At 40.1% G+C, this 20992-nt stretch carries 24 protein-coding genes and 1 pseudogene; 14 read left to right on the forward strand and 11 right to left on the reverse strand.

What is annotated here, in order from left to right; translation table 11 throughout:
- Nucleotides 1-732 (forward strand): oxaloacetate-decarboxylating malate dehydrogenase (gene maeA, locus UC75_RS22200; RefSeq protein ID WP_228137457.1); only part of this gene is annotated, 732 nt, incomplete at its 5' end.
- A gap of 45 nt (nucleotides 733-777) precedes the next feature.
- Here the strand turns inward: maeA and UC75_RS16820 are convergent.
- Complete coding sequence (locus tag UC75_RS16820; protein ID WP_049838244.1) at nucleotides 778-1698, reverse strand: Dyp-type peroxidase; 921 nt, start codon at nucleotides 1696-1698, stop codon at nucleotides 778-780.
- A 159-nt stretch (nucleotides 1699-1857) separates the two neighbouring features.
- Here UC75_RS16820 and UC75_RS16825 point away from each other — a divergent pair, with 159 nt between their 5' ends.
- Nucleotides 1858-2484 carry a LysE family transporter gene (locus UC75_RS16825; RefSeq protein ID WP_049838245.1) on the forward strand — a complete coding sequence of 209 codons (627 nt, stop codon included), beginning with the start codon at nucleotides 1858-1860 and terminating at the stop codon, nucleotides 2482-2484.
- A 1-nt stretch (nucleotide 2485) separates the two neighbouring features.
- Here UC75_RS16825 and znuB read toward each other — a convergent pair whose 3' ends face one another.
- The 3 genes from znuB to UC75_RS16840 are packed head-to-tail and all read right to left on the reverse strand — an operon-like array spanning nucleotide 2486 to nucleotide 4557.
- The gene (gene znuB / locus UC75_RS16830; RefSeq protein ID WP_004795302.1) at nucleotides 2486-3295 is read right to left on the reverse strand and encodes a zinc ABC transporter permease subunit ZnuB; all 810 of its coding nucleotides are present in this window, start codon (nucleotides 3293-3295) and stop codon (nucleotides 2486-2488) included.
- 3 nt (nucleotides 3296-3298) lie between these two features.
- The gene (gene znuC, locus UC75_RS16835) at nucleotides 3299-4087 is read right to left on the reverse strand and encodes a zinc ABC transporter ATP-binding protein ZnuC (RefSeq protein WP_034591560.1); all 789 of its coding nucleotides are present in this window, start codon (nucleotides 4085-4087) and stop codon (nucleotides 3299-3301) included.
- On the reverse strand, nucleotides 4060-4557 hold the full coding sequence (locus UC75_RS16840) for a transcriptional repressor (RefSeq protein ID WP_005309148.1): 498 nt from the start codon (nucleotides 4555-4557) through the stop codon (nucleotides 4060-4062). Before UC75_RS16840 ends, znuC begins: the two co-directional genes overlap by 28 nt.
- Before the next feature lie 127 nt (nucleotides 4558-4684).
- Between UC75_RS16840 and UC75_RS16845 the strand changes: the two genes are divergently transcribed.
- The 10 genes from UC75_RS16845 to UC75_RS16890 all read left to right on the forward strand — a co-directional run bounded on the left by UC75_RS16845 (nucleotide 4685) and on the right by UC75_RS16890 (nucleotide 12861).
- Entirely contained in the window at nucleotides 4685-5524 is an 840-nt protein-coding gene (locus UC75_RS16845; RefSeq protein ID WP_049838246.1) for a metal ABC transporter solute-binding protein, Zn/Mn family, read from the forward strand.
- A 170-nt stretch (nucleotides 5525-5694) separates the two neighbouring features.
- Nucleotides 5695-6093, forward strand: a complete 399-nt coding sequence (locus UC75_RS16850) for an ATP synthase subunit I (RefSeq protein ID WP_004795299.1) — start codon at nucleotides 5695-5697, stop codon at nucleotides 6091-6093.
- 104 nt (nucleotides 6094-6197) lie between these two features.
- Nucleotides 6198-7073 carry a F0F1 ATP synthase subunit A gene (gene atpB / locus UC75_RS16855; protein WP_049838247.1) on the forward strand — a complete coding sequence of 292 codons (876 nt, stop codon included), beginning with the start codon at nucleotides 6198-6200 and terminating at the stop codon, nucleotides 7071-7073.
- A gap of 84 nt (nucleotides 7074-7157) precedes the next feature.
- Nucleotides 7158-7403, forward strand: a complete 246-nt coding sequence (gene atpE, locus UC75_RS16860) for a F0F1 ATP synthase subunit C (protein ID WP_000424060.1) — start codon at nucleotides 7158-7160, stop codon at nucleotides 7401-7403.
- 38 nt (nucleotides 7404-7441) lie between these two features.
- Entirely contained in the window at nucleotides 7442-7912 is a 471-nt protein-coding gene (locus UC75_RS16865; RefSeq protein WP_049838248.1) for a F0F1 ATP synthase subunit B, read from the forward strand.
- 12 nt (nucleotides 7913-7924) lie between these two features.
- Nucleotides 7925-8461 carry a F0F1 ATP synthase subunit delta gene (locus tag UC75_RS16870; protein WP_004795294.1) on the forward strand — a complete coding sequence of 179 codons (537 nt, stop codon included), beginning with the start codon at nucleotides 7925-7927 and terminating at the stop codon, nucleotides 8459-8461.
- Between the two features lie 46 nt (nucleotides 8462-8507).
- Nucleotides 8508-10052 (forward strand): F0F1 ATP synthase subunit alpha, encoded by a 1545-nt coding sequence (atpA, locus tag UC75_RS16875; protein WP_004795293.1) that lies wholly within the window; start codon nucleotides 8508-8510, stop codon nucleotides 10050-10052.
- Between the two features lie 77 nt (nucleotides 10053-10129).
- Nucleotides 10130-10999 carry a F0F1 ATP synthase subunit gamma gene (gene atpG / locus UC75_RS16880; RefSeq protein WP_002114131.1) on the forward strand — a complete coding sequence of 290 codons (870 nt, stop codon included), beginning with the start codon at nucleotides 10130-10132 and terminating at the stop codon, nucleotides 10997-10999.
- 30 nt (nucleotides 11000-11029) lie between these two features.
- Nucleotides 11030-12424: a F0F1 ATP synthase subunit beta gene (gene atpD, locus UC75_RS16885; RefSeq protein ID WP_004795290.1), complete on the forward strand. Its 1395-nt coding sequence runs from the start codon at nucleotides 11030-11032 to the stop codon at nucleotides 12422-12424.
- Nucleotides 12425-12441: 17 nt separating this feature from the next.
- The gene (locus UC75_RS16890; RefSeq protein ID WP_004795288.1) at nucleotides 12442-12861 is read left to right on the forward strand and encodes a F0F1 ATP synthase subunit epsilon; all 420 of its coding nucleotides are present in this window, start codon (nucleotides 12442-12444) and stop codon (nucleotides 12859-12861) included.
- Nucleotides 12862-12917: 56 nt separating this feature from the next.
- Here UC75_RS16890 and UC75_RS16895 read toward each other — a convergent pair whose 3' ends face one another.
- The 4 genes from UC75_RS16895 to UC75_RS16910 form a co-directional block, all read right to left on the reverse strand.
- Nucleotides 12918-13514 carry a hypothetical protein gene (locus UC75_RS16895; protein ID WP_128825332.1) on the reverse strand — a complete coding sequence of 199 codons (597 nt, stop codon included), beginning with the start codon at nucleotides 13512-13514 and terminating at the stop codon, nucleotides 12918-12920.
- Between the two features lie 143 nt (nucleotides 13515-13657).
- Nucleotides 13658-14203, reverse strand: a complete 546-nt coding sequence (locus UC75_RS16900; RefSeq protein WP_049838250.1) for a glutathione peroxidase — start codon at nucleotides 14201-14203, stop codon at nucleotides 13658-13660.
- Between the two features lie 120 nt (nucleotides 14204-14323).
- The gene (locus UC75_RS16905) at nucleotides 14324-15088 is read right to left on the reverse strand and encodes an AraC family transcriptional regulator (protein ID WP_049838251.1); all 765 of its coding nucleotides are present in this window, start codon (nucleotides 15086-15088) and stop codon (nucleotides 14324-14326) included.
- Between the two features lie 21 nt (nucleotides 15089-15109).
- Complete coding sequence (locus tag UC75_RS16910; protein ID WP_005309158.1) at nucleotides 15110-16324, reverse strand: MFS transporter; 1215 nt, start codon at nucleotides 16322-16324, stop codon at nucleotides 15110-15112.
- A 135-nt stretch (nucleotides 16325-16459) separates the two neighbouring features.
- Here UC75_RS16910 and UC75_RS16915 point away from each other — a divergent pair, with 135 nt between their 5' ends.
- The gene (locus UC75_RS16915; protein ID WP_128825333.1) at nucleotides 16460-17113 is read left to right on the forward strand and encodes a TetR/AcrR family transcriptional regulator; all 654 of its coding nucleotides are present in this window, start codon (nucleotides 16460-16462) and stop codon (nucleotides 17111-17113) included.
- Between the two features lie 111 nt (nucleotides 17114-17224).
- A complete protein-coding gene (locus UC75_RS16920) occupies nucleotides 17225-18145 on the forward strand; it encodes a DMT family transporter (protein ID WP_128825334.1) in 921 nt (306 codons plus the stop codon).
- A gap of 391 nt (nucleotides 18146-18536) precedes the next feature.
- Here UC75_RS16920 and UC75_RS16925 read toward each other — a convergent pair whose 3' ends face one another.
- The 3 genes and pseudogenes from UC75_RS16925 to UC75_RS22205 form a co-directional block, all read right to left on the reverse strand.
- Nucleotides 18537-19106: an L-threonylcarbamoyladenylate synthase gene (locus tag UC75_RS16925; protein WP_049838254.1), complete on the reverse strand. Its 570-nt coding sequence runs from the start codon at nucleotides 19104-19106 to the stop codon at nucleotides 18537-18539.
- A gap of 49 nt (nucleotides 19107-19155) precedes the next feature.
- The gene (gene dprA, locus UC75_RS16930) at nucleotides 19156-20289 is read right to left on the reverse strand and encodes a DNA-processing protein DprA (RefSeq protein WP_049838255.1); all 1134 of its coding nucleotides are present in this window, start codon (nucleotides 20287-20289) and stop codon (nucleotides 19156-19158) included.
- Between the two features lie 20 nt (nucleotides 20290-20309).
- A pseudogene (locus tag UC75_RS22205) lies at nucleotides 20310-20992 on the reverse strand (peptidoglycan-binding protein LysM); the annotation flags it as partial.

The raw sequence follows: 20992 nt of genomic DNA on the forward strand, positions 1-20992 counted from the left end.
CTAACCGATGCAGAAGCGCGTGCTCGCGTTTATATGGTAGACCGTTTTGGTTTGATCACTGAGAATCAACCAAACTTGCTCGACTTCCAACGTAAGTTAGCACAAAAAGCTGAGATGGTTGATCAGTGGGGCAATATTGAAGAAGTGATTTCACTACTTGATGTTGTTAAAAATGCTAAGCCTACAGTGTTAATTGGTGTTTCTGGTCAGCCTGGTTTGTTCACCGAAGAAATCATTAAGACCTTAGCGGCAAACTGTGAACGCCCAATTGTCATGCCATTGTCAAACCCAACTTCACGCGTTGAAGCCGTACCTGCTGATATTGTGGAGTGGACTGAAGGCAAAGCATTAATTGCAACAGGTAGTCCGTTTGCTCCAGTGAACCATCATGGCAAACTTTACAATATTTCTCAGTGTAATAACTCATACATTTTCCCAGGCATTGGCTTAGGTGTGGTGGCATCGGGTGCTAAACGCGTTACTGAAAATATGTTAATGGCCTCAAGTAGTGCTTTAGCAAATTGTTCTCCATTGCTTAAAGATCCACAAGCTGATTTATTGCCGCCGTTGGGTGAAATTCAACAAGTATCTAGAGTTATTGCATTTGAAGTTGCGAAAGCTGCAATGGCGGATGGTGTAGCTGTAACGATTAGTGATGATTTGTTGAAACAGAAAATTGATCAATCATTCTGGAAACCTGAATACCGCAAATATAAACGTATTCCTTTCTAAAAATGAGATTATAAAAAGAGGAGCTTTATGCTCCTCTTTTTATTTTTAGTCTTCTAGAATTTCTTCTAATAATTCTTCACTTGGTGCAAAGTAATAAGCGCCATCAAGTGGGGTCACGAAGTGCAATAAACGGTCATGAATACCATCTCCGCTTGTACCGAACATACGCTTTAACATGGCATCAATAATGGCGAGGTCTTTAGTATAGGCAATGAAAAATAAGCCCTGATCGCCTCGACCATCGCCATAAGGTAGGCTATGGCGCAAGATTTCCATTTCTTCGCCCTCATCATCCTCAACAACAGTGCGGGCAACATGGGCATTTTCTGGCTTAACATCATCATCTAATTCAATAGATTCAAGTTTGGTGCGACCCATAACATTTTCTTGCGCATCAACTTTCAATTTTTTCCATTTTTCTAAATCATGAGCATAGCGCTGCGCGAAAATGAAACTACCATCGGCAAATACTCCAGACTCTTCAGGTAGAAGAGCTGTTTCTGCGCGATCATCTGGGAACTGAGGGTTTTCAGTACCGTCTATAAAACCTGTAATATCTCGACCATCGAAATAACGGAAGCAAACACGCTCATCAAGAACTTCGACTTTATCTTTAATACCTTCAAAAAATGCTTGGCTTAATGCAAAACAAATATCAGAGCGCATGCTGGCAATATGAATGAGTACATCTGCTGGCACAGATGGCATGTTGAAAGCACCTTGTTCTGGCTCAAGCTGTTTAAATCCTACAGGAGTTTGCGAGTAGAGCTGTTTCCATAGTTCAGGACCAAAAGCGACTGCTGTTTTAATTTGAGCATCAGAATGCTGAGTAATTAGACGGTCTCGTGCTTCAAATAAAGCTCCAATTTGTTTTTTTAATTCATCAATTGATAAGTCTTTTAAACGAAGAACAATGAAGCGAGCATGATCTGATGGCAATGGCAAAATGACAGATTGAGCAGTCATTGGAAGGTATCTCCTCAATTATAATTTAGTATGAGCTTTAATTATTGTGCCTGATGCGAAGAGCCGTTAGTAGTCTATTTCTTGATTTTATTGTTTGAATTCTGACTAAGATAGCTTTATAAAACAGTATAATTCCACTTTTATAGTCTATTTTTTGCTATGTCTCTGCAAGTTTGGTTCGCTTATATGTTGGCCTGTTGGGTTATTAGTATCTCACCGGGTGCGGGAGCAATTGCTTCAATGTCGAGTGGTCTAAACTATGGTTTTAGGCATGGCTATTGGAATGCAATAGGTTTGCAAATCGCTTTGCTACTTCAAATTATGGTGGTTGCAGCAGGTGTAGGAGTTTTATTTGCAACGACACCTTTGGCTTTTCAGTTTGTTAAATGGTTCGGTGTGATTTATTTGTTATACCTTGCTTATTTACAGTGGACAGCGCCTATAAAAGATATAGAAATCCAACAAGAAAAAAGAGATAAATCTGTATTCGCGCTATTATTAAATGGCTTTGTGGTCAATATTAGTAATCCCAAAGCGATTGTATTTCTATTAGCTGTTTTACCCCAGTTTCTAGATTTGGGTAAGCCTCAATGGATACAGTACCTGATTATGGCTATAACAATGATTACGATTGATTTGATTGTAATGGCTGGATATACAGGGCTAGCATCAAAGGTTCTAAGATTACTTCGCTCTCCTAAACAGCAAAAATATTTGAATCGGGGTTTTGCTGTGATGTTTAGTTGTGCAGCTTTATTATTGAGTACAGTTCATCAGGCGTCCTAATTTAGGCCGCCTGTGTTTGATTTTTTAGCTTTTGAGTTATAAAAATAACAGCGAAAGTTAAGGCCATGCATAAAACAATACTCAAGCCTGTAGATATATTGAGTGCTGCGCTTGACCATAGGCCCACACTCACCCCAAGCTGAGCTAATACAAATGCCCAAACGACCATTTGCTTTGGTGAATTTGCTAATAGGCGAGCGCTTAAAGCAGGTATTACGAGTAATGCACCCATAAGCAAAGAACCTACTGCACGTAAGGCTAATACAGTAAATAAAGCCAATAACAGCATGAAAATAAGACGTTGCCAGTTCGCATTTACCCCTTCACTAATTGCAATGTCTGGATCAATTGCAAACTGTATTTGTGGCTGCCAAAAGCGATAAAGAATTGCGAGTGATAGCGCAATGATTAAAGTGAAAACAGGCAAGTCGGGCCAATCAATGCTGAGCAAGTCACCAAATAAGTAACTTAAAAGCTCAGGTCTTAAACTTGGAACATGTTGAATAAATAATAAACCGCTACAGAGTAAAGTCGCTGAACATAAGGCTAAGAGCGCATCATTGGGTAAGCGATTGTCATGTAGGGCCCATAAAATTGCGACCAGTAAAACCGCAGTGCCTGCAACACCAAGCCAAAGAGGAAGGCTTAAAGCACCTGCGATAGCAACCCCAAGTAGTGTTCCGTGTGCCATGGTGTCAGCAAAAAAAGACATGCGTCTCCAAAGCATTAGACAACCAAGAGGTGCGGTTAAAAACACCAATAAGGTTCCCATAATCCATGCGGGTAACAATAATTGTAACCATTCCATCATGGCTTAAGCTTCCGGTTCTGGGTGGATGTGAGGACGGTCGTTATGAGGGCAGGGGTGTGCTGCATCACCGTGAGCACAATGATCATGATGATGTTGATAGAAAACTCGTTGAGTTCCAAAGATAGCCTGATATTCAGGATGTTGTTGAATATTCTCGGGTAACCCACTACAGCAAATATGTTTATTCAAACACACTACACGGTGTGTTCCTTCCATCACCCATTGTAAGTCATGAGAAACAATTAAGATCGCACACCCATATCGTTCCGGCAGACTACGGACATATTCATAAAGTTCAGCTTCTGACTGAATATCTAAACCTTGCATCGGTTCGTCAAGAACTAAAATATCTGGCTGGCGAAGTAGAGCACGCGCTAGTAATACGCGTTGGCGCTCACCACCGGAAAGTTGTTGTACTTTTGATTGTTGTAACTTGGAGATGCCTGTGTCTTGAATAATTTCTTGACGAAGGGCAGGGCTGCACTTTTCTAAATCAAGTAAATCCTGCACACGCAAAGGTAGACTGTGTGAAGGATTAAATTTTTGTGGCACATACGCCATTTTGAGTTTTTTATAATTAACAATACGTCCGCTACTCGGTTGGAGAATACCAAGTAGAACTTTAATCAGTGTTGATTTACCAGCACCATTTGGTCCAATTAAAGACACAATTTCATTTTGATGTAGAGCAAAATCAACTTTTTTTAAAATTTCCCGATTATCACGATGAACAGAAACCTGCTCAAGCTGAATTAATACAGGATTTAACGAGTTGTGCGGCACTGTTGGCATTTCCCCGAAATTTCAATAATGCTGTGTTGAGCCACGAATTCATCTGACGCTGCAAGTTGGTCAAGCTGGTGAGTTAAACCTTGAGAAGAGGCTTCTTTAACCATGTGACATTCGGTACAGATTAGGAATGCTGCTTGGTGGCCTTCGCGGGGGTGGCAACAGGGAATATAGGCATTAATAGAAGTTAGGCGATGGATCAAACCTTTTTCTAATAAAAAATCTAAAGTTCTATATACAGTTGGAGGAGCAGCAGGACGATCAGTTTGGCTTTTTATACGTGCGAGTAAGTCATAGGCGCCCATTGGACCCGAAGCATTTAAGATGAGTTCCAAAACTTCTTTGCGCAAAGGCGTAAGTCGTGCGCCAGTCGCAGAACATAAATTTTCTGCTTCAGCTAAACGGTTTGCGACATTATGGTGATCATGCACACCATGCAAAGAATCATGATGTTCATGCGAGCAGGAACTCATAGAAATAACCTCGAATTTTTAACGGAATATTAGCATGAAGCGATGCTTCATTCGATTAATCTTAGGTATTTTTGTAACTTTGTTATATTATAACATGCTTCGAGCTAATTTAAATTGATGGTCTGTCATGTTCCGTTTTTTTGTTTTCAGTATGTTCTCTCTTTTGAGTACGTTAGGGTGGAGTCAGGGTTTGGTGGTTTCTACACACCCGATCTATCTGATTGCAAAAGAAGTCACTCAAGGTGTTGAAGAACCACAACTCTTATTAAAGGGACAAACTGGGCATGACGTACAATTAACTCCAGCGCACCGTAAAGCAATTAATGATGCATCATTGGTCATTTGGTTGGGTAAGGCTCATGAAGCACCTCTAAATAAATTGTTAGGTAATAATAAGAAAGCAATTGCTTTATTAGATAGTGGTATAGTTTCTGTTTTACCCTTGCGTAGTACCCGCGGTGTAGCTTTGCCTAATACAGTAGATACCCATGTGTGGTTAGAACCAAACAACGCGGTTCGAATCGGTTTCTTTATTGCAGCCTTACGTTCCCAGCAGCATCCTGAAAATAAGGCTAAATATTGGAATAATGCCAATATTTTTGCTCGCAAAATGTTTCAGGCAGCACAAGCTTACGACAGTACAAGTAATGGTAAGCCGTATTGGTCGTATCATGATGCCTATCAATATTTAGAACGCTCTTTAAATTTAAAGTTCGCAGGCGCTTTGACAGATGATCCTCATGTTGCACCAACAGCAGCTCAAATTAAGTATCTTAATGATAATCGACCAAAAGATCAGATGTGTTTGTTAGCGGAAAGTTTTACCACTAAAAGTCAGTATCAAAAATTAGGTAACATTACTTTTCAACCCGTAGACGAGAGCATGAATAACGAGGATGATTTCGTCACTGCATGGAAGAAACTGGCTATAAAAACAGATAAATGTGTATTAAGTACGCAAAAGTAAGATAAAAAATAAACAAAGACTGACTGTAGCGTCAGCACCACCTGTCATGAAAAACCCCGACTAAAGTCGGGAAAAGATTGCATGTTCAGGGGTGTAACTCTATAATGCCTGCGATTAAAAGCGATCATCAGCTAAACTTGTCAAGCATTTATGCTGTGAGTGGATAAATAATGAGCCAAACTAGTCGCTTGATTGACCGACGATTAGCAAAAGCTTTGGTCTTCTTACAAGCATGTATGATCCCTGTTTCCGCCTTAGTGGCGTGGAGCATAAAAGACATGACAGCAGCATTAAGTGCGGCACTTGGTGCACTGGTTTGCTGGCTTGCTATGAGTTATTTCTCGTGGCAATCCTTCAGAACAGCAGGTGCGAGAGCATCAAAACAAGTGCTGTCTAACATGTATAGGGGCATGTTAGGCAAATTTGCAATCATGATCGTTGGATTTATTTTGATTTTGAGCAATGTTAAACCTTTATCACCGTTAGCATTGCTGTTTGGTTTTATTCTCGTTCAGACAATGTCGTGGGTCGCTCCGTTTTGGGTGTCACGTCTACAAAAACGGGTGTAGAAACAAGAAGAATTGAAGATTTTTTGGAGGTTAGCGAGATATCGACAGTGCGCCGATGTTCGTTTCCCTTCTTTTTAGTAATTGACATTGACCAGGTGTGATTTATGGCTGCTGAAGAACATGCCCTCACTTCGACAGAGTATATCAAGCATCACTTGACCAATTTGACCTATGGCAAAATGCCAGATGGGACATGGAAATTGGCTGAGACTGCTGAAGAAGCTCATTCGATGGGGTTCACTGCAATTCACTTGGATTCAATGGGTTGGTCAATTGGCCTTGGTGTTATTTTCTGTTTGATGTTCTGGATCGTTGCGAGAGCTGCAAGTGCAGGTGTTCCAACTAAATTTCAGTCAGCAATCGAAATGATTATCGAGTTCGTTGACTCAAGTGTCCGTGATACTTTTCATGGCAAATCACGTTTAATCGCTCCGCTTGCACTCACTATTTTCGTGTGGATTTTCCTCATGAACTTAATGGACTTGATCCCAGTTGACTGGATTCCTCAAGTTGCTGCACTTGTAGGTGCAAACGTATTTGGTATGGACCCTCACCACGTTTACTTCAAGATCGTTCCATCTACAGATCCAAACATTACTTTAGGTATGTCTTTATCTGTATTTGTACTGATTTTGTTCTACAGCATCCGCGAAAAGGGTGTTGGTGGTTTCGTTGGTGAATTGGCACTTAACCCATTTAACCCAAGTAATCCAGTTGCAAAAGCGTTGCTTATTCCAGTGAACTTGATTTTGGAATTGGTAACATTCCTTGCTCGTCCGATTTCATTAGCTCTCCGACTATTCGGTAACATGTATGCCGGTGAGTTGATCTTTATCCTAATTGCTTTATTGCCGTTCTGGATTCAATGGGCGTTGTCTGTGCCTTGGGCGATCTTCCACATTCTTGTAATCACGTTGCAGGCATTCATCTTTATGATGCTTACCATCGTTTACTTGAGCATGGCAAGCGAAAAACATTAATGGTATTGCCTAACTATCAATTGGTGGTTAGGTACAATTTTTTTAATTTAATTTGGTAATAACCTAACCTCTGAGGAATTTTTCATGGAACTCACTTTAGGTCTAGTTGCAATTGCATCTGCTATCTTGATCGCTTTCGGTGCTTTAGGTACTGCGATTGGTTTCGGTCTTTTGGGTGGTCGCTTTTTAGAAGCTGTTGCTCGTCAACCAGAATTGGCTCCACAACTTCAAACTCGTATGTTCTTAATCGCGGGTCTTCTTGATGCTGTGCCTATGATCGGTGTTGGTATTGGCTTGTTCTTCATCTTCGCTAATCCATTTGTAGGTTAATCATCTTAATTCCTAAATCCACTATTTGAGGAATTGCAATGAACATCAACCTCACATTGATTGGCCAATCGATCGCATTTTTGATTTTTGTATCATTTTGCGTAAAGTTCGTTTGGCCACCACTAATCAATGCGATTAGTGAGCGTCAGCGTAAAATTGCTGATGGCTTAAATGCAGCAGAAAAAGCGAAAGCTGATCTTGCCGATGCACAATCGCAAGTAAAGCAAGAGCTTGATGCGGCTAAAGCACAAGCGGCTCAATTGATCGAACAAGCAAACCGTCGTGCAGCACAATTGATCGAAGAAGCTCGTACTCAAGCTGCGGCTGAAGGTGAGCGTATTCGTCAACAGGCTAAAGAAGCTGTTGATCAAGATATCAATTCTGCTCGCGAAGAATTACGTCAACAAGTAGCTGCCTTGGCAGTAACTGGCGCAGAAAAAATCCTGAACCAGCAAGTTGACGCAGAAGCTCATAATGCCATGCTGTCTCAGCTGGCTGCTAAACTTTAAGAGAGGCGAATCATGGCTGAACTCTTGACGTTGGCACGTCCGTATGCCAAAGCAGCATTTGCTTATGCTTCTGAGCAAGGTGCAACAGACAATTGGTCGAATGCGTTACAAGTGCTCAGTGCTGCGGTGCAAGACGAAGCATTTTCCGCTTATTTAAATCGCCCTGAACTTACTCCTGTGGAGCAAGTGAAGCTTTTTGCTAAAGTTTTAGGTGAAGGTCAATCTCAAGCAGTGTCTAACTTTTTGACACTTCTTGCAGATAATGATCGTTTAATGTTGTTACCTGAAATTGAAGCAGAATATGAACAGCTTAAATCACAGAATAACAACAATGTGGATGTCGTGATTGAATCGGCTTTCCCATTAACTGCTGAACAAGAGCAATTGTTGAAATCTGCTTTAGAAAAGCGTTTCAACAGTACTGTAACTGTTTCAGTTGAAGTTAAACCTGAGCTTATTGCAGGTGTTGTAATTCGTGCAGGCGATCAAGTGATAGATGATTCTGCGCTTAACAAGCTTGAAAAAATGCGTACTCGTCTTCTTGCATAATGCAAATGATGAAGACTGAACTAATAAAAGATTGAGGAATAGCGCAATGCAACAACTGAATCCATCCGAGATCAGTGCGCTCATTAAACAGCGTATCAGCGATCTGGACACCAGCGCGACCGCTAAAAACGAAGGTACCATTGTTATGGTATCCGACGGTATCGTGCGCATTCACGGTCTTGCTGATGCAATGTACGGTGAAATGATCGAATTTGACGGCGGCTTATTTGGTATGGCACTGAACCTAGAACAGGATTCAGTGGGTGCCGTTGTCTTAGGTAACTACTTAAGCCTTCAAGAAGGTCAAAAAGCTCGTTGTACAGGTCGTGTACTTGAAGTTCCAGTTGGTCCGGAACTTCTTGGCCGTGTTGTCGACGCTTTGGGTAACCCAATTGATGGTAAAGGCCCAATTGATGCAAAATTAACTGATGCTGTTGAAAAAGTAGCACCAGGTGTAATTTGGCGTCAATCTGTAGACGAACCTGTTCAAACTGGTTACAAATCAGTTGATACCATGATTCCTGTGGGTCGTGGTCAGCGTGAGTTGATTATTGGTGACCGTCAAACTGGTAAAACAGCAATGGCGATCGATGCGATTATCGCTCAGAAAAATTCTGGCATTAAATGCGTATACGTTGCGATTGGTCAAAAACAATCAACAATTGCAAACGTTGTGCGTAAGCTAGAAGAAACTGGCGCTATGGCGTATACAACTGTTGTCGCTGCTGCGGCTGCTGATCCTGCTGCAATGCAGTACTTAGCTCCGTACTCTGGCTGTACAATGGGTGAATACTTCCGTGACCGCGGTGAAGACGCTCTTATTATTTATGATGATTTGTCTAAGCAAGCAGTTGCTTACCGTCAAATTTCATTACTTTTACGTCGTCCACCAGGTCGTGAAGCGTATCCGGGTGACGTATTCTATCTTCACTCACGTCTTCTTGAACGTGCTTCTCGTGTATCTGCTGACTACGTTGAGAAATTCACTAATGGCGCAGTAACTGGTAAAACTGGTTCTTTAACTGCATTGCCAATTATTGAAACTCAAGCAGGTGACGTATCTGCATTCGTACCAACGAACGTAATTTCGATTACTGACGGTCAGATCTTCTTAGAAACATCATTATTCAACGCAGGTATTCGTCCTGCTGTGAACGCGGGTATCTCTGTATCTCGTGTTGGTGGTTCTGCTCAAACTAAGATCATCAAAAAATTGTCTGGTGGTATCCGTACTGCTTTAGCACAATACCGTGAATTGGCTGCGTTTGCTCAGTTCGCTTCTGACCTTGATGAAGCAACTCGTAAGCAACTTGAACATGGTCAACGTGTAACTGAGTTAATGAAGCAAAAGCAATATGCTCCTTACTCAATTGCTGACCAAGCTGTTTCTGTTTATGCATCTAACGAAGGCTATATGGCTGACGTAGAAGTTAAGAAAATCGTAGACTTTGATGCTGCGTTAATTTCTTACTTCCGCGCAGAATATGCTCCATTGATGAAACAAATCGATGAAACTGGTGATTACAACAAAGACATCGAAGCAGCAATCAAAGCAGGTATTGAAAGCTTTAAAGCGACTCAAACTTACTAAGTTCAGTTTTAGTTAAGTTTGGTTCACGGATCAACCTTCGGAAGCTCGAAAGAGCTTTCGAATACTAGGTTAAGCGTATGGCAAATTTAAAAGAAATTCGCGCCAAAGTAGCTAGTATCAAGAGCACGCAAAAGATTACTCGCGCGATGCAAATGGTAGCTGCTTCTAAAATGCGTCGTGCGCAAGAGCGCATGGCTCAGGGCCGTCCGTATGCCGATAATATGCGCCGTGTAATTGCTCACTTGGTCCAAGCAAACCCTGAATACAAACACCGTTATATGGTTGACCGCCCAGTTAAGCGTGTTGGCTATATCGTAGTGTCTTCAGATCGTGGTTTGGCAGGTGGCTTGAACATTAACTTGTTCAAGAAAGTTGTGCAGCATGTCAAAGCACAACAACAGCAGTCAATTGAAGTTGAATTTGCTTTAATTGGTCAAAAAGCGGTTTCGTTTTTTAAGAATTACGGCGGTAAAGTGCTTGGTGCAACTACCCAACTTGGCGATGCGCCGAGTTTGGAACAGTTAACTGGCTCAGTACAAGTTATGCTTGATGCATTTGATAAGGGCGAATTAGATCGTATCTACCTCGTGTCAAATGGCTTCGTTAATGCAATGACTCAGCAGCCTAAAGTAGAACAACTTGTTCCTTTAGCACCAGCAGAAGAAGGCGATGATCTCAACCGTACTTATGGTTGGGACTATATCTACGAACCAGAAGCAGAAGAATTGTTAAATGGTTTGTTGGTTCGCTATATCGAGTCTATGGTTTATCAAGGTGTGATTGAAAACGTTGCATGTGAGCAGTCAGCTCGTATGGTCGCGATGAAAGCAGCGACAGACAACGCAGGACAACTGATTAAAGACCTACAACTCATTTACAACAAGCTGCGTCAAGCCGCGATTACTCAGGAAATTTCCGAGATCGTTGGCGGTGCCGCTGCCGTTTAACATTATTAAGTTTGAATTGAGGAGACAGCAATGAGTAGCGGTCGTATCATTCAGATCATCGGCGCGGTTATCGACGTCGAGTTTGAGCGCAATAGCGTTCCTAAGATCTATGACGCTCTCCAAGTTGACGGTACTGAAACTACATTAGAAGTTCAGCAACAGCTTGGCGATGGTGTTGTTCGTACCATCGCAATGGGTTCTACAGAAGGTCTTAAACGTGGCCTTAACGTAACCAGCACAAATGCACCGATTTCTGTTCCAGTAGGTCCAGCTACGCTTGGTCGTATCATGGACGTTTTGGGTCGCCCGATTGATGAAGCAGGTCCTGTTGCGACTGAAGAGCGTTTGCCGATTCACCGTGAAGCACCTTCTTATGCTGAACAAGCAGCTTCTACTGATCTTTTAGAAACTGGTATTAAAGTAATTGACTTACTTTGCCCGTTTGCAAAAGGTGGTAAAGTTGGTTTATTCGGTGGTGCTGGTGTTGGTAAAACCGTTAACATGATGGAGTTGATCAACAACATCGCGAAAGCTCACTCAGGTTTATCTGTGTTTGCTGGTGTTGGTGAGCGTACTCGTGAAGGTAACGACTTCTATCACGAAATGAAAGATTCTAACGTTCTTGACAAAGTAGCAATGGTCTACGGTCAGATGAACGAGCCACCAGGTAACCGTTTACGCGTAGCGTTAACTGGTTTGACTATGGCTGAATACTTCCGTGATCAAAAAGACGAAAATGGTAAAGGTCGTGACGTATTATTATTCGTCGACAACATCTACCGTTATACACTTGCAGGTACTGAAGTATCAGCATTGTTAGGTCGTATGCCATCTGCGGTAGGTTACCAACCTACACTTGCAGAAGAAATGGGTGTTCTTCAAGAACGTATTACATCTACTAAATCTGGTTCGATCACATCGATCCAAGCAGTATATGTACCTGCCGATGACTTAACAGATCCATCGCCTGCAACTACATTTGCTCACTTAGATGCAACAGTAGTATTGAGCCGTGACATCGCATCTTCTGGTATCTATCCAGCGATCGATCCACTTGACTCAACTTCACGTCAGTTAGACCCATTAGTTGTTGGTCAAGAGCATTATGAAATTGCTCGTTCTGTACAGAACGTATTGCAACGTTATAAAGAGCTTAAAGACATTATCGCAATCTTGGGTATGGATGAGTTAGCTGAAGAAGATAAATTGGTTGTTTACCGTGCGCGTAAAATCCAACGTTTCTTCTCTCAACCATTCCACGTAGCTGAAGTGTTTACTGGTGCTCCTGGTAAATTAGTACCACTTAAAGAAACGATTCGTGGCTTTAAAGGTCTATTAGCTGGTGAATACGATCACATCCCAGAACAAGCGTTCTATATGGTTGGTGGTATTGACGAAGTGATTGCTAAAGCTGAGAAACTCTAATTTAAGGAGATCATCTCATGGCGACTATGCAATGTGATGTCGTAAGTGTTAAAGAGTCTATTTACTCTGGCGCAGTGACGATGTTAATCGCGAAAGGTGCTGGTGGTGAGCTTGGTATTTTGCCAGGACACGCTCCACTCGTAACCTTGCTTCAACCGGGCCCGATTCGTGTTCAGTTGGAAAATGGTACAGAAGAAATCGTCTATGTATCTGGCGGTGTTTTAGAAGTTCAACCTCATGTTGTAACGGTTCTTGCAGATACTGCAATCCGTGCAGACAATTTGGATGAAGCTGCAATTTTAGAAGCACGTAAAAATGCTGAACAATTGCTTGCGAACCAAAAGAGTGATTTGGACTCAGCTGCTGCTTTGGCATCTCTATCAGAGATCTCAGGACAGCTTGAAACAATCCGTAAAATCAAAAACCGCGCTCAATAAGACGCGGTTCGAGATTGAAAAAGCCACCGTAAGGTGGCTTTTTTATAAGTTAATTTTTAAGATTCAGATTTTGAGTCTGATTTTTCATCTCCAGCCATAATCATGGCAGCAAGCTTCACCATATCCATTTGAATAGTATTTAGCTGTTTTTCAATTTGGTCAAAATTGATTTGATCTAATTTCCCATTTAATAACGGCATACTAAGAGCTTGTTGATTGGCATGTAGTAAACTTTGGCGGATATTCTCAATTTCCTGACTTTTGATATCTAAGGTGAGAAGAGCTTGATTTAAACCTTGTAATTGCTGTTTTAAAGTTGAAACAGTTGTTTTTAATTCACTTTGATTCTTATCTTGAATTGCTTGTTCAACGTCAAGTTGAGTGTCTTTAAGCTGTTCAACATAATCTCCAGCTTTAAGCTGTAAATTAGCAGCATCTCGGACCATATAAAAAATATTGCCGCTTTTGAGTTCAGTTTTGCTTGGAGCAATATCTGATTCTTGTCGTTCAATAGCTTGATCAGATGCCTGTTCACTTATTTCAGTATTTTCTTGTTCAGTAGCATGGTCTTGTGCTTGATCACACCCGAGTAAAAGCATGCCTGAGGCAAAAATTACAAAAGGAAGAAATGCACCCTGTAAAACTTTTTTCATAACTACAAACAACATCAAATAAAGCAAATAGGTACTATAGGCATAAAATATGGAGAAAGATTGTATTTTTGCAAACAAACAACACTTTGAGCAGATAATAAAAAAGAGCGTAGAAAACGCTCTTTTTCACGTTTTTAAAAACGTTATTTTGCTAACTCTGCCTCAACCGCTTTAACAATTTGTTCATCATCCGCAGTTAGGTTTGGAGCAAAACGAGCTACTACTTCGCCATTTTTATTAATTAAGAATTTTTCAAAGTTCCATAAAACTTCTGGAGCTGGATTAGTTGGAATACCTAAACTTTCTAAGCGTTCACGGAAAGGTCCTTCACCAGTACGTTCTGGTTGAGCTGATGTCAAAGTTGCATACAGTGGATGCTTATCTTCACCTGCAACAGATACTTTAGAAAATAAAGGGAAGTGAACATCGTAATTTAATGAACAGAATTGTTGAATTTCTTCATCAGAACCTGGTTCTTGTTCCTTAAAGTTGTTTGCAGGGAAACCTAAAATTTCAAGACCTTGATCTTTTTTGGCTTGATAAAGCTTTTCTAGGCCTTCGTATTGAGGAGTTAAACCACATTTAGAAGCAGTATTTACAATAAGTAAAACTTTACCTTTATATTGTTCAAGATCAACCGTTTCACCTGAAATGGCTTTTACTGGAATGTGATATACAGATTGTGTCATGAGTCTTTCCTAAAGATTGTAATTGATATCAAGTAACGCATTTGTTTTAACTGCTATTGATGGGCAGTGCAATAATATTCGTGTTCTAAAAAGAAAAAGTTTTTAAAGATAAACTAAATTCTAGTTATTTCTAATTTGTATAGGCGTTTGCCCAGTATAGCGTTTAAAAAACTCGATAAAACTTGAGCTATGTTGATAACCTAAATCGTAAGCTAAACGCTTAATGGAGGTCCCTTGGCGGATCTGATGAATGGCATAAACAATTTTGGCTCGGTTACGCCATTCCGATAACGAAAGCTGAAGCTCTTGTTGACTCAAACGTAATAAGTGGCGATCACTGACCGAGAAATTTTGTAATAACTGCTGTAAAGAGTGATCAAAAAGTAATGGGTCTGAGAGTTTTTCCAAAATTGGTAGTAAAACAGGATGACGCGTTTGAGGTAAATAGTGTGAATATGCAGGAGCTTGTTTAAGTTGATCGAATAAAACTTGTAAAAGATGTTCTAAATATTCAGCTTTTTCGGTTTGTTTTTGCTGTTCGAGAATTTGTAAAACTAAGGTTCGAAAGAAAGGCTGAATACTAAAACATTTACAGACGTCACCTAAAATAGAACAGAGGCTAGGGTGTAGTCGAATACAGATATAGTGAATTTCATGGTCGATATGAGTAGATTGATGAACTGTTTGAGGAGGAATCCAAAGCCCATAGCTTGGAGGAGATAAGTAGATTTGTTCCTCTACTTGCATTTCCAAAATGCCATTCAAACTGAAATTAAAATCTCCCCACAGAGATGCATGAGGACGAACAATATCTTCTTTTTGGTATAGAAATTCATGAACTTCTATACTGTTCAATAAAGAAAATTGTTGGTCCTCATTTTTCATTTATTTACTCTGAATAATATTTTAATTTTCACAAGTCGCTTTAGGATTATTTAAACCTTTTGCTAAGGTAAATGTACTCAGTAATGCTAGTGCAACAAAGCTTAATACACCATAAATTAAAGTATTTTCATTGAAATGATCAACTACATATCCACCTAATAATGAACCTGTCGCAATCATCACCTGAAACATACCTACAAAAAGAGGCATACCTTTTTCAACTGCATTTGGTGCATGTACAAACATCCAAATATTTGCTGAGGTAGGGAAAGCGCCAAATGCGAAGCCCCATAAAGCTGTTAAGACAATAGCACCAAATTCATGAATGGCAAAAAGTGGGAATCCAAAAAACACAATTGCAAAGCAAGCGCTAACAAAGGCAAGTGTATATCGGACATTTAAATTGCCGCTATATCCAGCAAATGCATTTCCGAAAATACCTGCAATTCCATAGAGCAATAGTAATGAACTAATTGTTGTGCCGTTGAATCCTGCAATATTTTTGAAGAAAGGTGCTAAATAGCTATAGGCACAAAAATGAGCAAGTCCAATCAGTAAAACAATCAACATACCACTACGTGCTTTAGGAGTACGTAATAATGCTGGTAAGTCTCTTATATGAATTGCGGAGTCGGGAACAAGTTTAGGTAAGAAGATTAATTGTAAGATTAAAACAATTAAACCAATTCCTGCCGTAATTCCAAACGCACTGCGCCAACCATAAAACTCACTTAACCATGTTCCAATAGGAACCCCTAAAACTGTCGCAAAAGTTACACCAGCCATCACTACAGCTGTTGCTTTCGCAATAGGAAGATGCGAGGGAGCTAATTTCCCACTTAAAGCAATTGCTGTCGCCCAGAATCCACCAATTGAAATACCTAAAATTAAGCGACTGAGTAATAAAATATGGAAATTTTCTGCAAAGGCAGTAATGGTATTCGCAATAACCATAATGGCTGTCAGCAAGATAAGCACATAACGCCGATCAAGTTGTTTCACAGATACAGGTAATAGAGGGGCGGCAATTGCTGCCATAATGCCGGGTACAGTAATAATAAGACCGGCTGTACCTACAGAAATATTTAAATCTGTTGCAACACTATTTAAAACACCAACAGGTAAAAATTCACTTGTTACTAATGCAAACGCTGCAATCGCAACGGCCAAAATGGCAAACCAGCTCCCTTGAGGGGAGGTCGTGGGTCGCGCTTTAGAAATAGAAGATTGGTCCATAGGAAATCCTTACTTGGCTAAATTTAGAGTGAAGAAAGGCAATTTATTAATTAACTAACGATCATTATGAAAATAAAATAGTTGATAAAAAATCGAACGTCAATTAATTTAATAACGATTGTTATAAAAATAGATGTGATCTTTATGACAAATAGGTATGAAACGAATTTAGCTGTTACAGAAGACGCTCTGAAAAAAAAGCGTGGACGTCCTAAATGCTTTGATGAACAACAGGTTTTACAAAAAGCAATGTTGCTGTTTTGGGAGCATGGTTATGAAGCAACGTCTATTAGTGATTTAACACAAGCTTTGGAAATTACAGCACCGAGCTTGTACAGTACTTTTGGCGACAAAGAAGGGTTGTTTTACAGAAGTGTTGATTACTATTTAGCTCATGAAGGATGTCCGATTGACACTATATTTGTAGAAGCAAAAACTGCAAAAATTGCTGTTGAGTTATATCTTTATGACATTGTTAAAAGATTGGTTCAACCGAATAAACCAGCAGGTTGTATGGTGGTCGTTGCTGCCATGAATTGCTCTGATGCAACTCAAGATGTACAGCAAAATCTATTAGATAAGCGCATAAAGACAAAAGAAAAATTATTAAAACGCCTTCAGCAAGGTGTAGAGCAGGGGGATTTATCTTCTCATGCTCCTTTACAAGAAATGACTGATTTTTATACCACTGTCATTCAAGGGCTGACTATTCAAGCGAGAGATGGTGCGAGTAGCGAGCAATTACATAAAGTGGTAGGTCATGCAGTGAAAGCTTGGACATTATTTTAGATTCTAGAAAAAGATGATGTCCTAAGTTCAATATCAATGTCGGAAATACGATATTTCAATTTATTAAGACATTCTTCAAAATAAAATCTCTTTTGTAGATGGTGTATTACTATGAGTCAGGTCATGAAATATCACAAATGGGCATTTATTTTTCCCATTTTGGCAGTACTGATTTGGTCTTTAAATATTGTAGTCACCCGCTATGTCTCGGATTATATCTCTCCAGTAAGTATTAGTTTTTATCGGTGGTTAATCGCTTTTATTATTTTAACGCCGTTTATGCTCTTACCTGTTTGGAGACAAAGACGATTATTAATACCATATTTACCTAAGCTGGCTGTGTTAAGTGCATTTGGGATGGTGCTTTATCAAGGTCTTGCTTATACGGCTGCCCATTATACCAGTGCAACCAATATGGGCATTGTGAATGCATTTATTCCTATCTTTACGATCTTTGTTTCGCTTGCGATTTTAAAAGATGTGCCTAATCGATTTGCAGTTTTTGGCAGTATTTTATCTTTCGCAGGTTTGCTATATGTCATGTCCCAAGGAAATATTAGCCATTTATTAAGTGGGGGTGGGCATCTTGGTGATGCATTGATGATTATTGCCGTATTCTTCTATGCATTTTATGGGGTTTTCCTTAAAAAATGGCAGCTTCCACTTCCAATCATGACAAGCTTATATGTTCAGATCGGATTTTCTGTAATATTTCATCTGCCTTTAATTTTTTGGTTCGGACTAGATGCCTTAAATGCACAAAATGCGCCAAGTGCTATTTATGCAGGTGTATTCGCCTCACTTATTGCACCATTAGTTTGGATGTTAGCTGTTCAACAACTCGGCCCAAATAGAACAAGTATTTTTATGAACTTGGTTCCTGTTTTTACAGCAGTTATTGCAAGCATTTGGTTATCTGAGCAATGGACCATCTATCACACAATAGGTGGGATTGTTATCTTAATTGGTATCATTATGGCTCAGAAAAAAGTCAGTCCTAAAAAGAGCAGCTTAATGCAAGAGCAAAACTAAAGTCGTTAAAAAAACTATGGCATATTTTTAAAAAAACTAATGAAAATATGCCATTTTTTTCTTAGTTAAAGTTTTTCTATATGATTTATAAATAGTTTATAAGAATAGATTGAAATATAAATATTAAAAAAGCCCAGTAAAAATATTAATATAATTTTAATTTATAAGCGAAAATTCGTAAATTCCCTACACTTTTCATGCTTTTTTTAGAGAAATAATATATTTCTCTCATTTGATCTCTTACTACATAATAGCGACCACTACGAAAGACGTGCTTTTTTTGCAAATTATCTTTCGTTGCAGAGATATCCAAACCCTCTGGATGCGGTATATACCCATCCTTTTTTATGCTCAGTTATCCCTATATAACTGAGCTTTTTTTTGTCTGAAATTAGGCGCGAATAATCTCTCCAGTGAGAGCATTAATAATTCTACTTGGTTGCTGACTTTGGCCTAAATCACCATTGAGATAGTTTAATTGTGAACCAAAGTATTGGCAGGCATCTTGTAGTGAATGAGCAGGTTCTTGCCCACTTGGGTTAGCACTCGTCGAGACAATAAAACCATGAAAAGCATTGCATAATGCCACACACAAAGGATGTGTAGTGACTCTAACAGCAACAAGTGGATGTTCACCTTTAATCCAAGAAGGAATGTGTTTGCCAGCAGGCAATAGCCAAGTTGTAGCTCTTTCAGAGGGTTGATGATTCGTCCAACAATCAATAATTTTTTGTTGGGTTGTTTGAGGTAGAGAAGTCAGTAGGTGCTCAACTTGGCTAATATGACCTGCTAATAAAATCACTCCCTTTTCAATAGGCCTTTGCTTTAACTCAAGAATCTTTTGAAAAGCTTGTTCGTTAAAAGGGTCGCAACCTAACCCCCAAACTGCCTCAGTTGGATATGCCAAAACTTGACCTTGTTGTAAACATTCGGCTGCTTCGGTAACTGAGGTGGTAATCATGGTAATACTCTTCCTTTCAATCAAACAGAATTGCTATTGTGCTCCAGCACTAAGAGCGACAACGTAAATACAGCCCTGATTGTTGCATACATAAACCAAGTAGTTCTAGTTCCATGAGTGAAGAGGTGAGTTCTGCCACAGGTTGTGAGTGGTGTATGACAAGCTGGTCAATATTTTGTCCGACCCAGTCTAAAGACTGATAAAGGTTAATCAAATGTTCAGGAATTTCTGGGGCACAAGAAACCACGACCTCTTCAGTTGAGTTCTGTTGCTGACTTTGCCATTGAGTAGGTAAAGCAAGATCTTCAATAATCTGCTCAGGATGATCGACTAAAATGGCTCCTTCACGGATAAGTTGATGGCAGCCCTGATGAAACTCACTGTAAATATGACCAGGAATGGCAAATACGGTTTTACCTTGCTCGGCAGCTTTGTTCGCAGTAATGAGAGAACCACTTTTTAAAGTAGCTTCTACTACTAACACACCTAAACTCAGACCACTGACAATTCGGTTCCTACGAGGAAAATGTTGCTGTAATGGTGGCGTACCGGGCAAAAACTCAGTAATGATGGCGCCGTTTTGAGCCAAAATCTGTTCTGCAAGTTTTTTATTTTGAGCAGGGTAGGTACTGTCTAACCCTGTTCCTGTCACAGCAATCGTACGTTGATGCGCTGAAGCACCTTGGTGAGCAGCTTCGTCAATCCCATATGCTAAACCACTACTTACATAAAATCCTTTTTCACTTAAGTAATAGGCAAAATCATAAGCAACCTGACGACCATGCGGGCTTGGTTTTCGACTACCTACAATCGCAATTTGTGGTTGTAACAAAGCTTGCGCTTGGCCTTTCCCAAATATGAGGGGTGGATGGTCTGTATAAGGTAGTAATTGGGTAGGATAGCCAGAGTCTTCGGACGTTAAAATAAAGTCAGTATATTGCTGGATCTGCTCAATTAGTTTTTCAAACTGAGCTTGACCCTGAGCAGTTTGAAATTCATCTGCGCGTTTTAAATGATTAGCATGTAACCCGAGATTGCACCATTGAGATAACCCAGCAGGTTGGACCGCTTTTTCACAGCTACCAAAATAATTGACAATTTTTTTGAAGCTAACTAATGAGTGTTGCACCAAATACCACACTTTAAGCGTGTGGTAATGGTGTGAAGAAAGTTGAGTAAGCATTGTAAAGGGTGTATCCAGCGTTAATCATCAAAACGAGGTGGCTGAATACTTGAACCAACTTTAATAGGTAGGTCACTTTCTAATACGTAGGCATAGCTAAGCTGATCAAAGGTTCTAAAAACCATCAGACTACCAATTTGTTGTCCAGGCAACTGTATTGGTTCTTTGGTTTTAGGGTCTCGAATGGTCTCGCCTTTTTGAGTAATATCAAAAACTTGACCTACTTGAATTCCTTGTGCTGTACCTCGGTCCAAAGTCACCACACTATTTTTTGCAGCGCTGCCAATTGAACCCATTACACGAATGATCTTGCCAGCATCTGTAACTTGAGTGGCATCTACCGGATAAAACAAAGTAGGTAATGTTGCTTCTTCTTCCGGCATAACCCGATCACCACGGCGTACTTCGGAATTGTAGCTATCAGTTAACTCAAGCGTTGTTATGTCTTTTTCAGAAGAGATCGCAATCCCTGAGGCAACTTGTTGCAGTTCAATACCTAGACTATGCTTTTTACCTTTACTGTCTGTGAAATAATAAGGTTCGCCTTCACGGTAGACTGCATAACGTTGACCATTAACTAAACCTTGTCCGCGTGCATAAATGGTTTGGCCTCTTGCGGCAAGCACGCGTTGATCAGCAGTTCCCACAATATAAGGAGTGTGTTCAATTGCGTCGGCTGGCAAAATTGTGCTGTGTTCTAACC

Origin of the sequence: Acinetobacter sp. V2 (assembly GCF_001188385.1) — a bacterium.
GTDB classification, from domain to species: domain Bacteria; phylum Pseudomonadota; class Gammaproteobacteria; order Pseudomonadales; family Moraxellaceae; genus Acinetobacter; species Acinetobacter oleivorans.

Coding starts and splice junctions, on each gene's coding strand:
- znuB (WP_004795302.1), bottom strand. CDS start 3,295: ATGATGGAATGGTTACAATTATTGTTACCCGCATGGATTATGGGAACC.
- UC75_RS16900 (WP_049838250.1), bottom strand. CDS start 14,203: ATGACACAATCTGTATATCACATTCCAGTAAAAGCCATTTCAGGTGAA.
- UC75_RS16870 (WP_004795294.1), top strand. CDS start 7,925: ATGGCTGAACTCTTGACGTTGGCACGTCCGTATGCCAAAGCAGCATTT.
- UC75_RS16845 (WP_049838246.1), top strand. CDS start 4,685: ATGTTCCGTTTTTTTGTTTTCAGTATGTTCTCTCTTTTGAGTACGTTA.
- UC75_RS16905 (WP_049838251.1), bottom strand. CDS start 15,088: ATGAAAAATGAGGACCAACAATTTTCTTTATTGAACAGTATAGAAGTT.
- atpD (WP_004795290.1), top strand. CDS start 11,030: ATGAGTAGCGGTCGTATCATTCAGATCATCGGCGCGGTTATCGACGTC.
- UC75_RS16895 (WP_128825332.1), bottom strand. CDS start 13,514: ATGAAAAAAGTTTTACAGGGTGCATTTCTTCCTTTTGTAATTTTTGCC.
- UC75_RS16920 (WP_128825334.1), top strand. CDS start 17,225: ATGAGTCAGGTCATGAAATATCACAAATGGGCATTTATTTTTCCCATT.
- UC75_RS16850 (WP_004795299.1), top strand. CDS start 5,695: ATGAGCCAAACTAGTCGCTTGATTGACCGACGATTAGCAAAAGCTTTG.
- UC75_RS16840 (WP_005309148.1), bottom strand. CDS start 4,557: ATGAGTTCCTGCTCGCATGAACATCATGATTCTTTGCATGGTGTGCAT.
- UC75_RS16865 (WP_049838248.1), top strand. CDS start 7,442: ATGAACATCAACCTCACATTGATTGGCCAATCGATCGCATTTTTGATT.
- UC75_RS16890 (WP_004795288.1), top strand. CDS start 12,442: ATGGCGACTATGCAATGTGATGTCGTAAGTGTTAAAGAGTCTATTTAC.
- UC75_RS16825 (WP_049838245.1), top strand. CDS start 1,858: ATGTCTCTGCAAGTTTGGTTCGCTTATATGTTGGCCTGTTGGGTTATT.
- atpB (WP_049838247.1), top strand. CDS start 6,198: ATGGCTGCTGAAGAACATGCCCTCACTTCGACAGAGTATATCAAGCAT.
- znuC (WP_034591560.1), bottom strand. CDS start 4,087: ATGCCAACAGTGCCGCACAACTCGTTAAATCCTGTATTAATTCAGCTT.
- UC75_RS16910 (WP_005309158.1), bottom strand. CDS start 16,324: ATGGACCAATCTTCTATTTCTAAAGCGCGACCCACGACCTCCCCTCAA.
- UC75_RS16820 (WP_049838244.1), bottom strand. CDS start 1,698: ATGACTGCTCAATCTGTCATTTTGCCATTGCCATCAGATCATGCTCGC.
- atpG (WP_002114131.1), top strand. CDS start 10,130: ATGGCAAATTTAAAAGAAATTCGCGCCAAAGTAGCTAGTATCAAGAGC.
- atpA (WP_004795293.1), top strand. CDS start 8,508: ATGCAACAACTGAATCCATCCGAGATCAGTGCGCTCATTAAACAGCGT.
- atpE (WP_000424060.1), top strand. CDS start 7,158: ATGGAACTCACTTTAGGTCTAGTTGCAATTGCATCTGCTATCTTGATC.
- dprA (WP_049838255.1), bottom strand. CDS start 20,289: ATGCTTACTCAACTTTCTTCACACCATTACCACACGCTTAAAGTGTGG.
- UC75_RS16925 (WP_049838254.1), bottom strand. CDS start 19,106: ATGATTACCACCTCAGTTACCGAAGCAGCCGAATGTTTACAACAAGGT.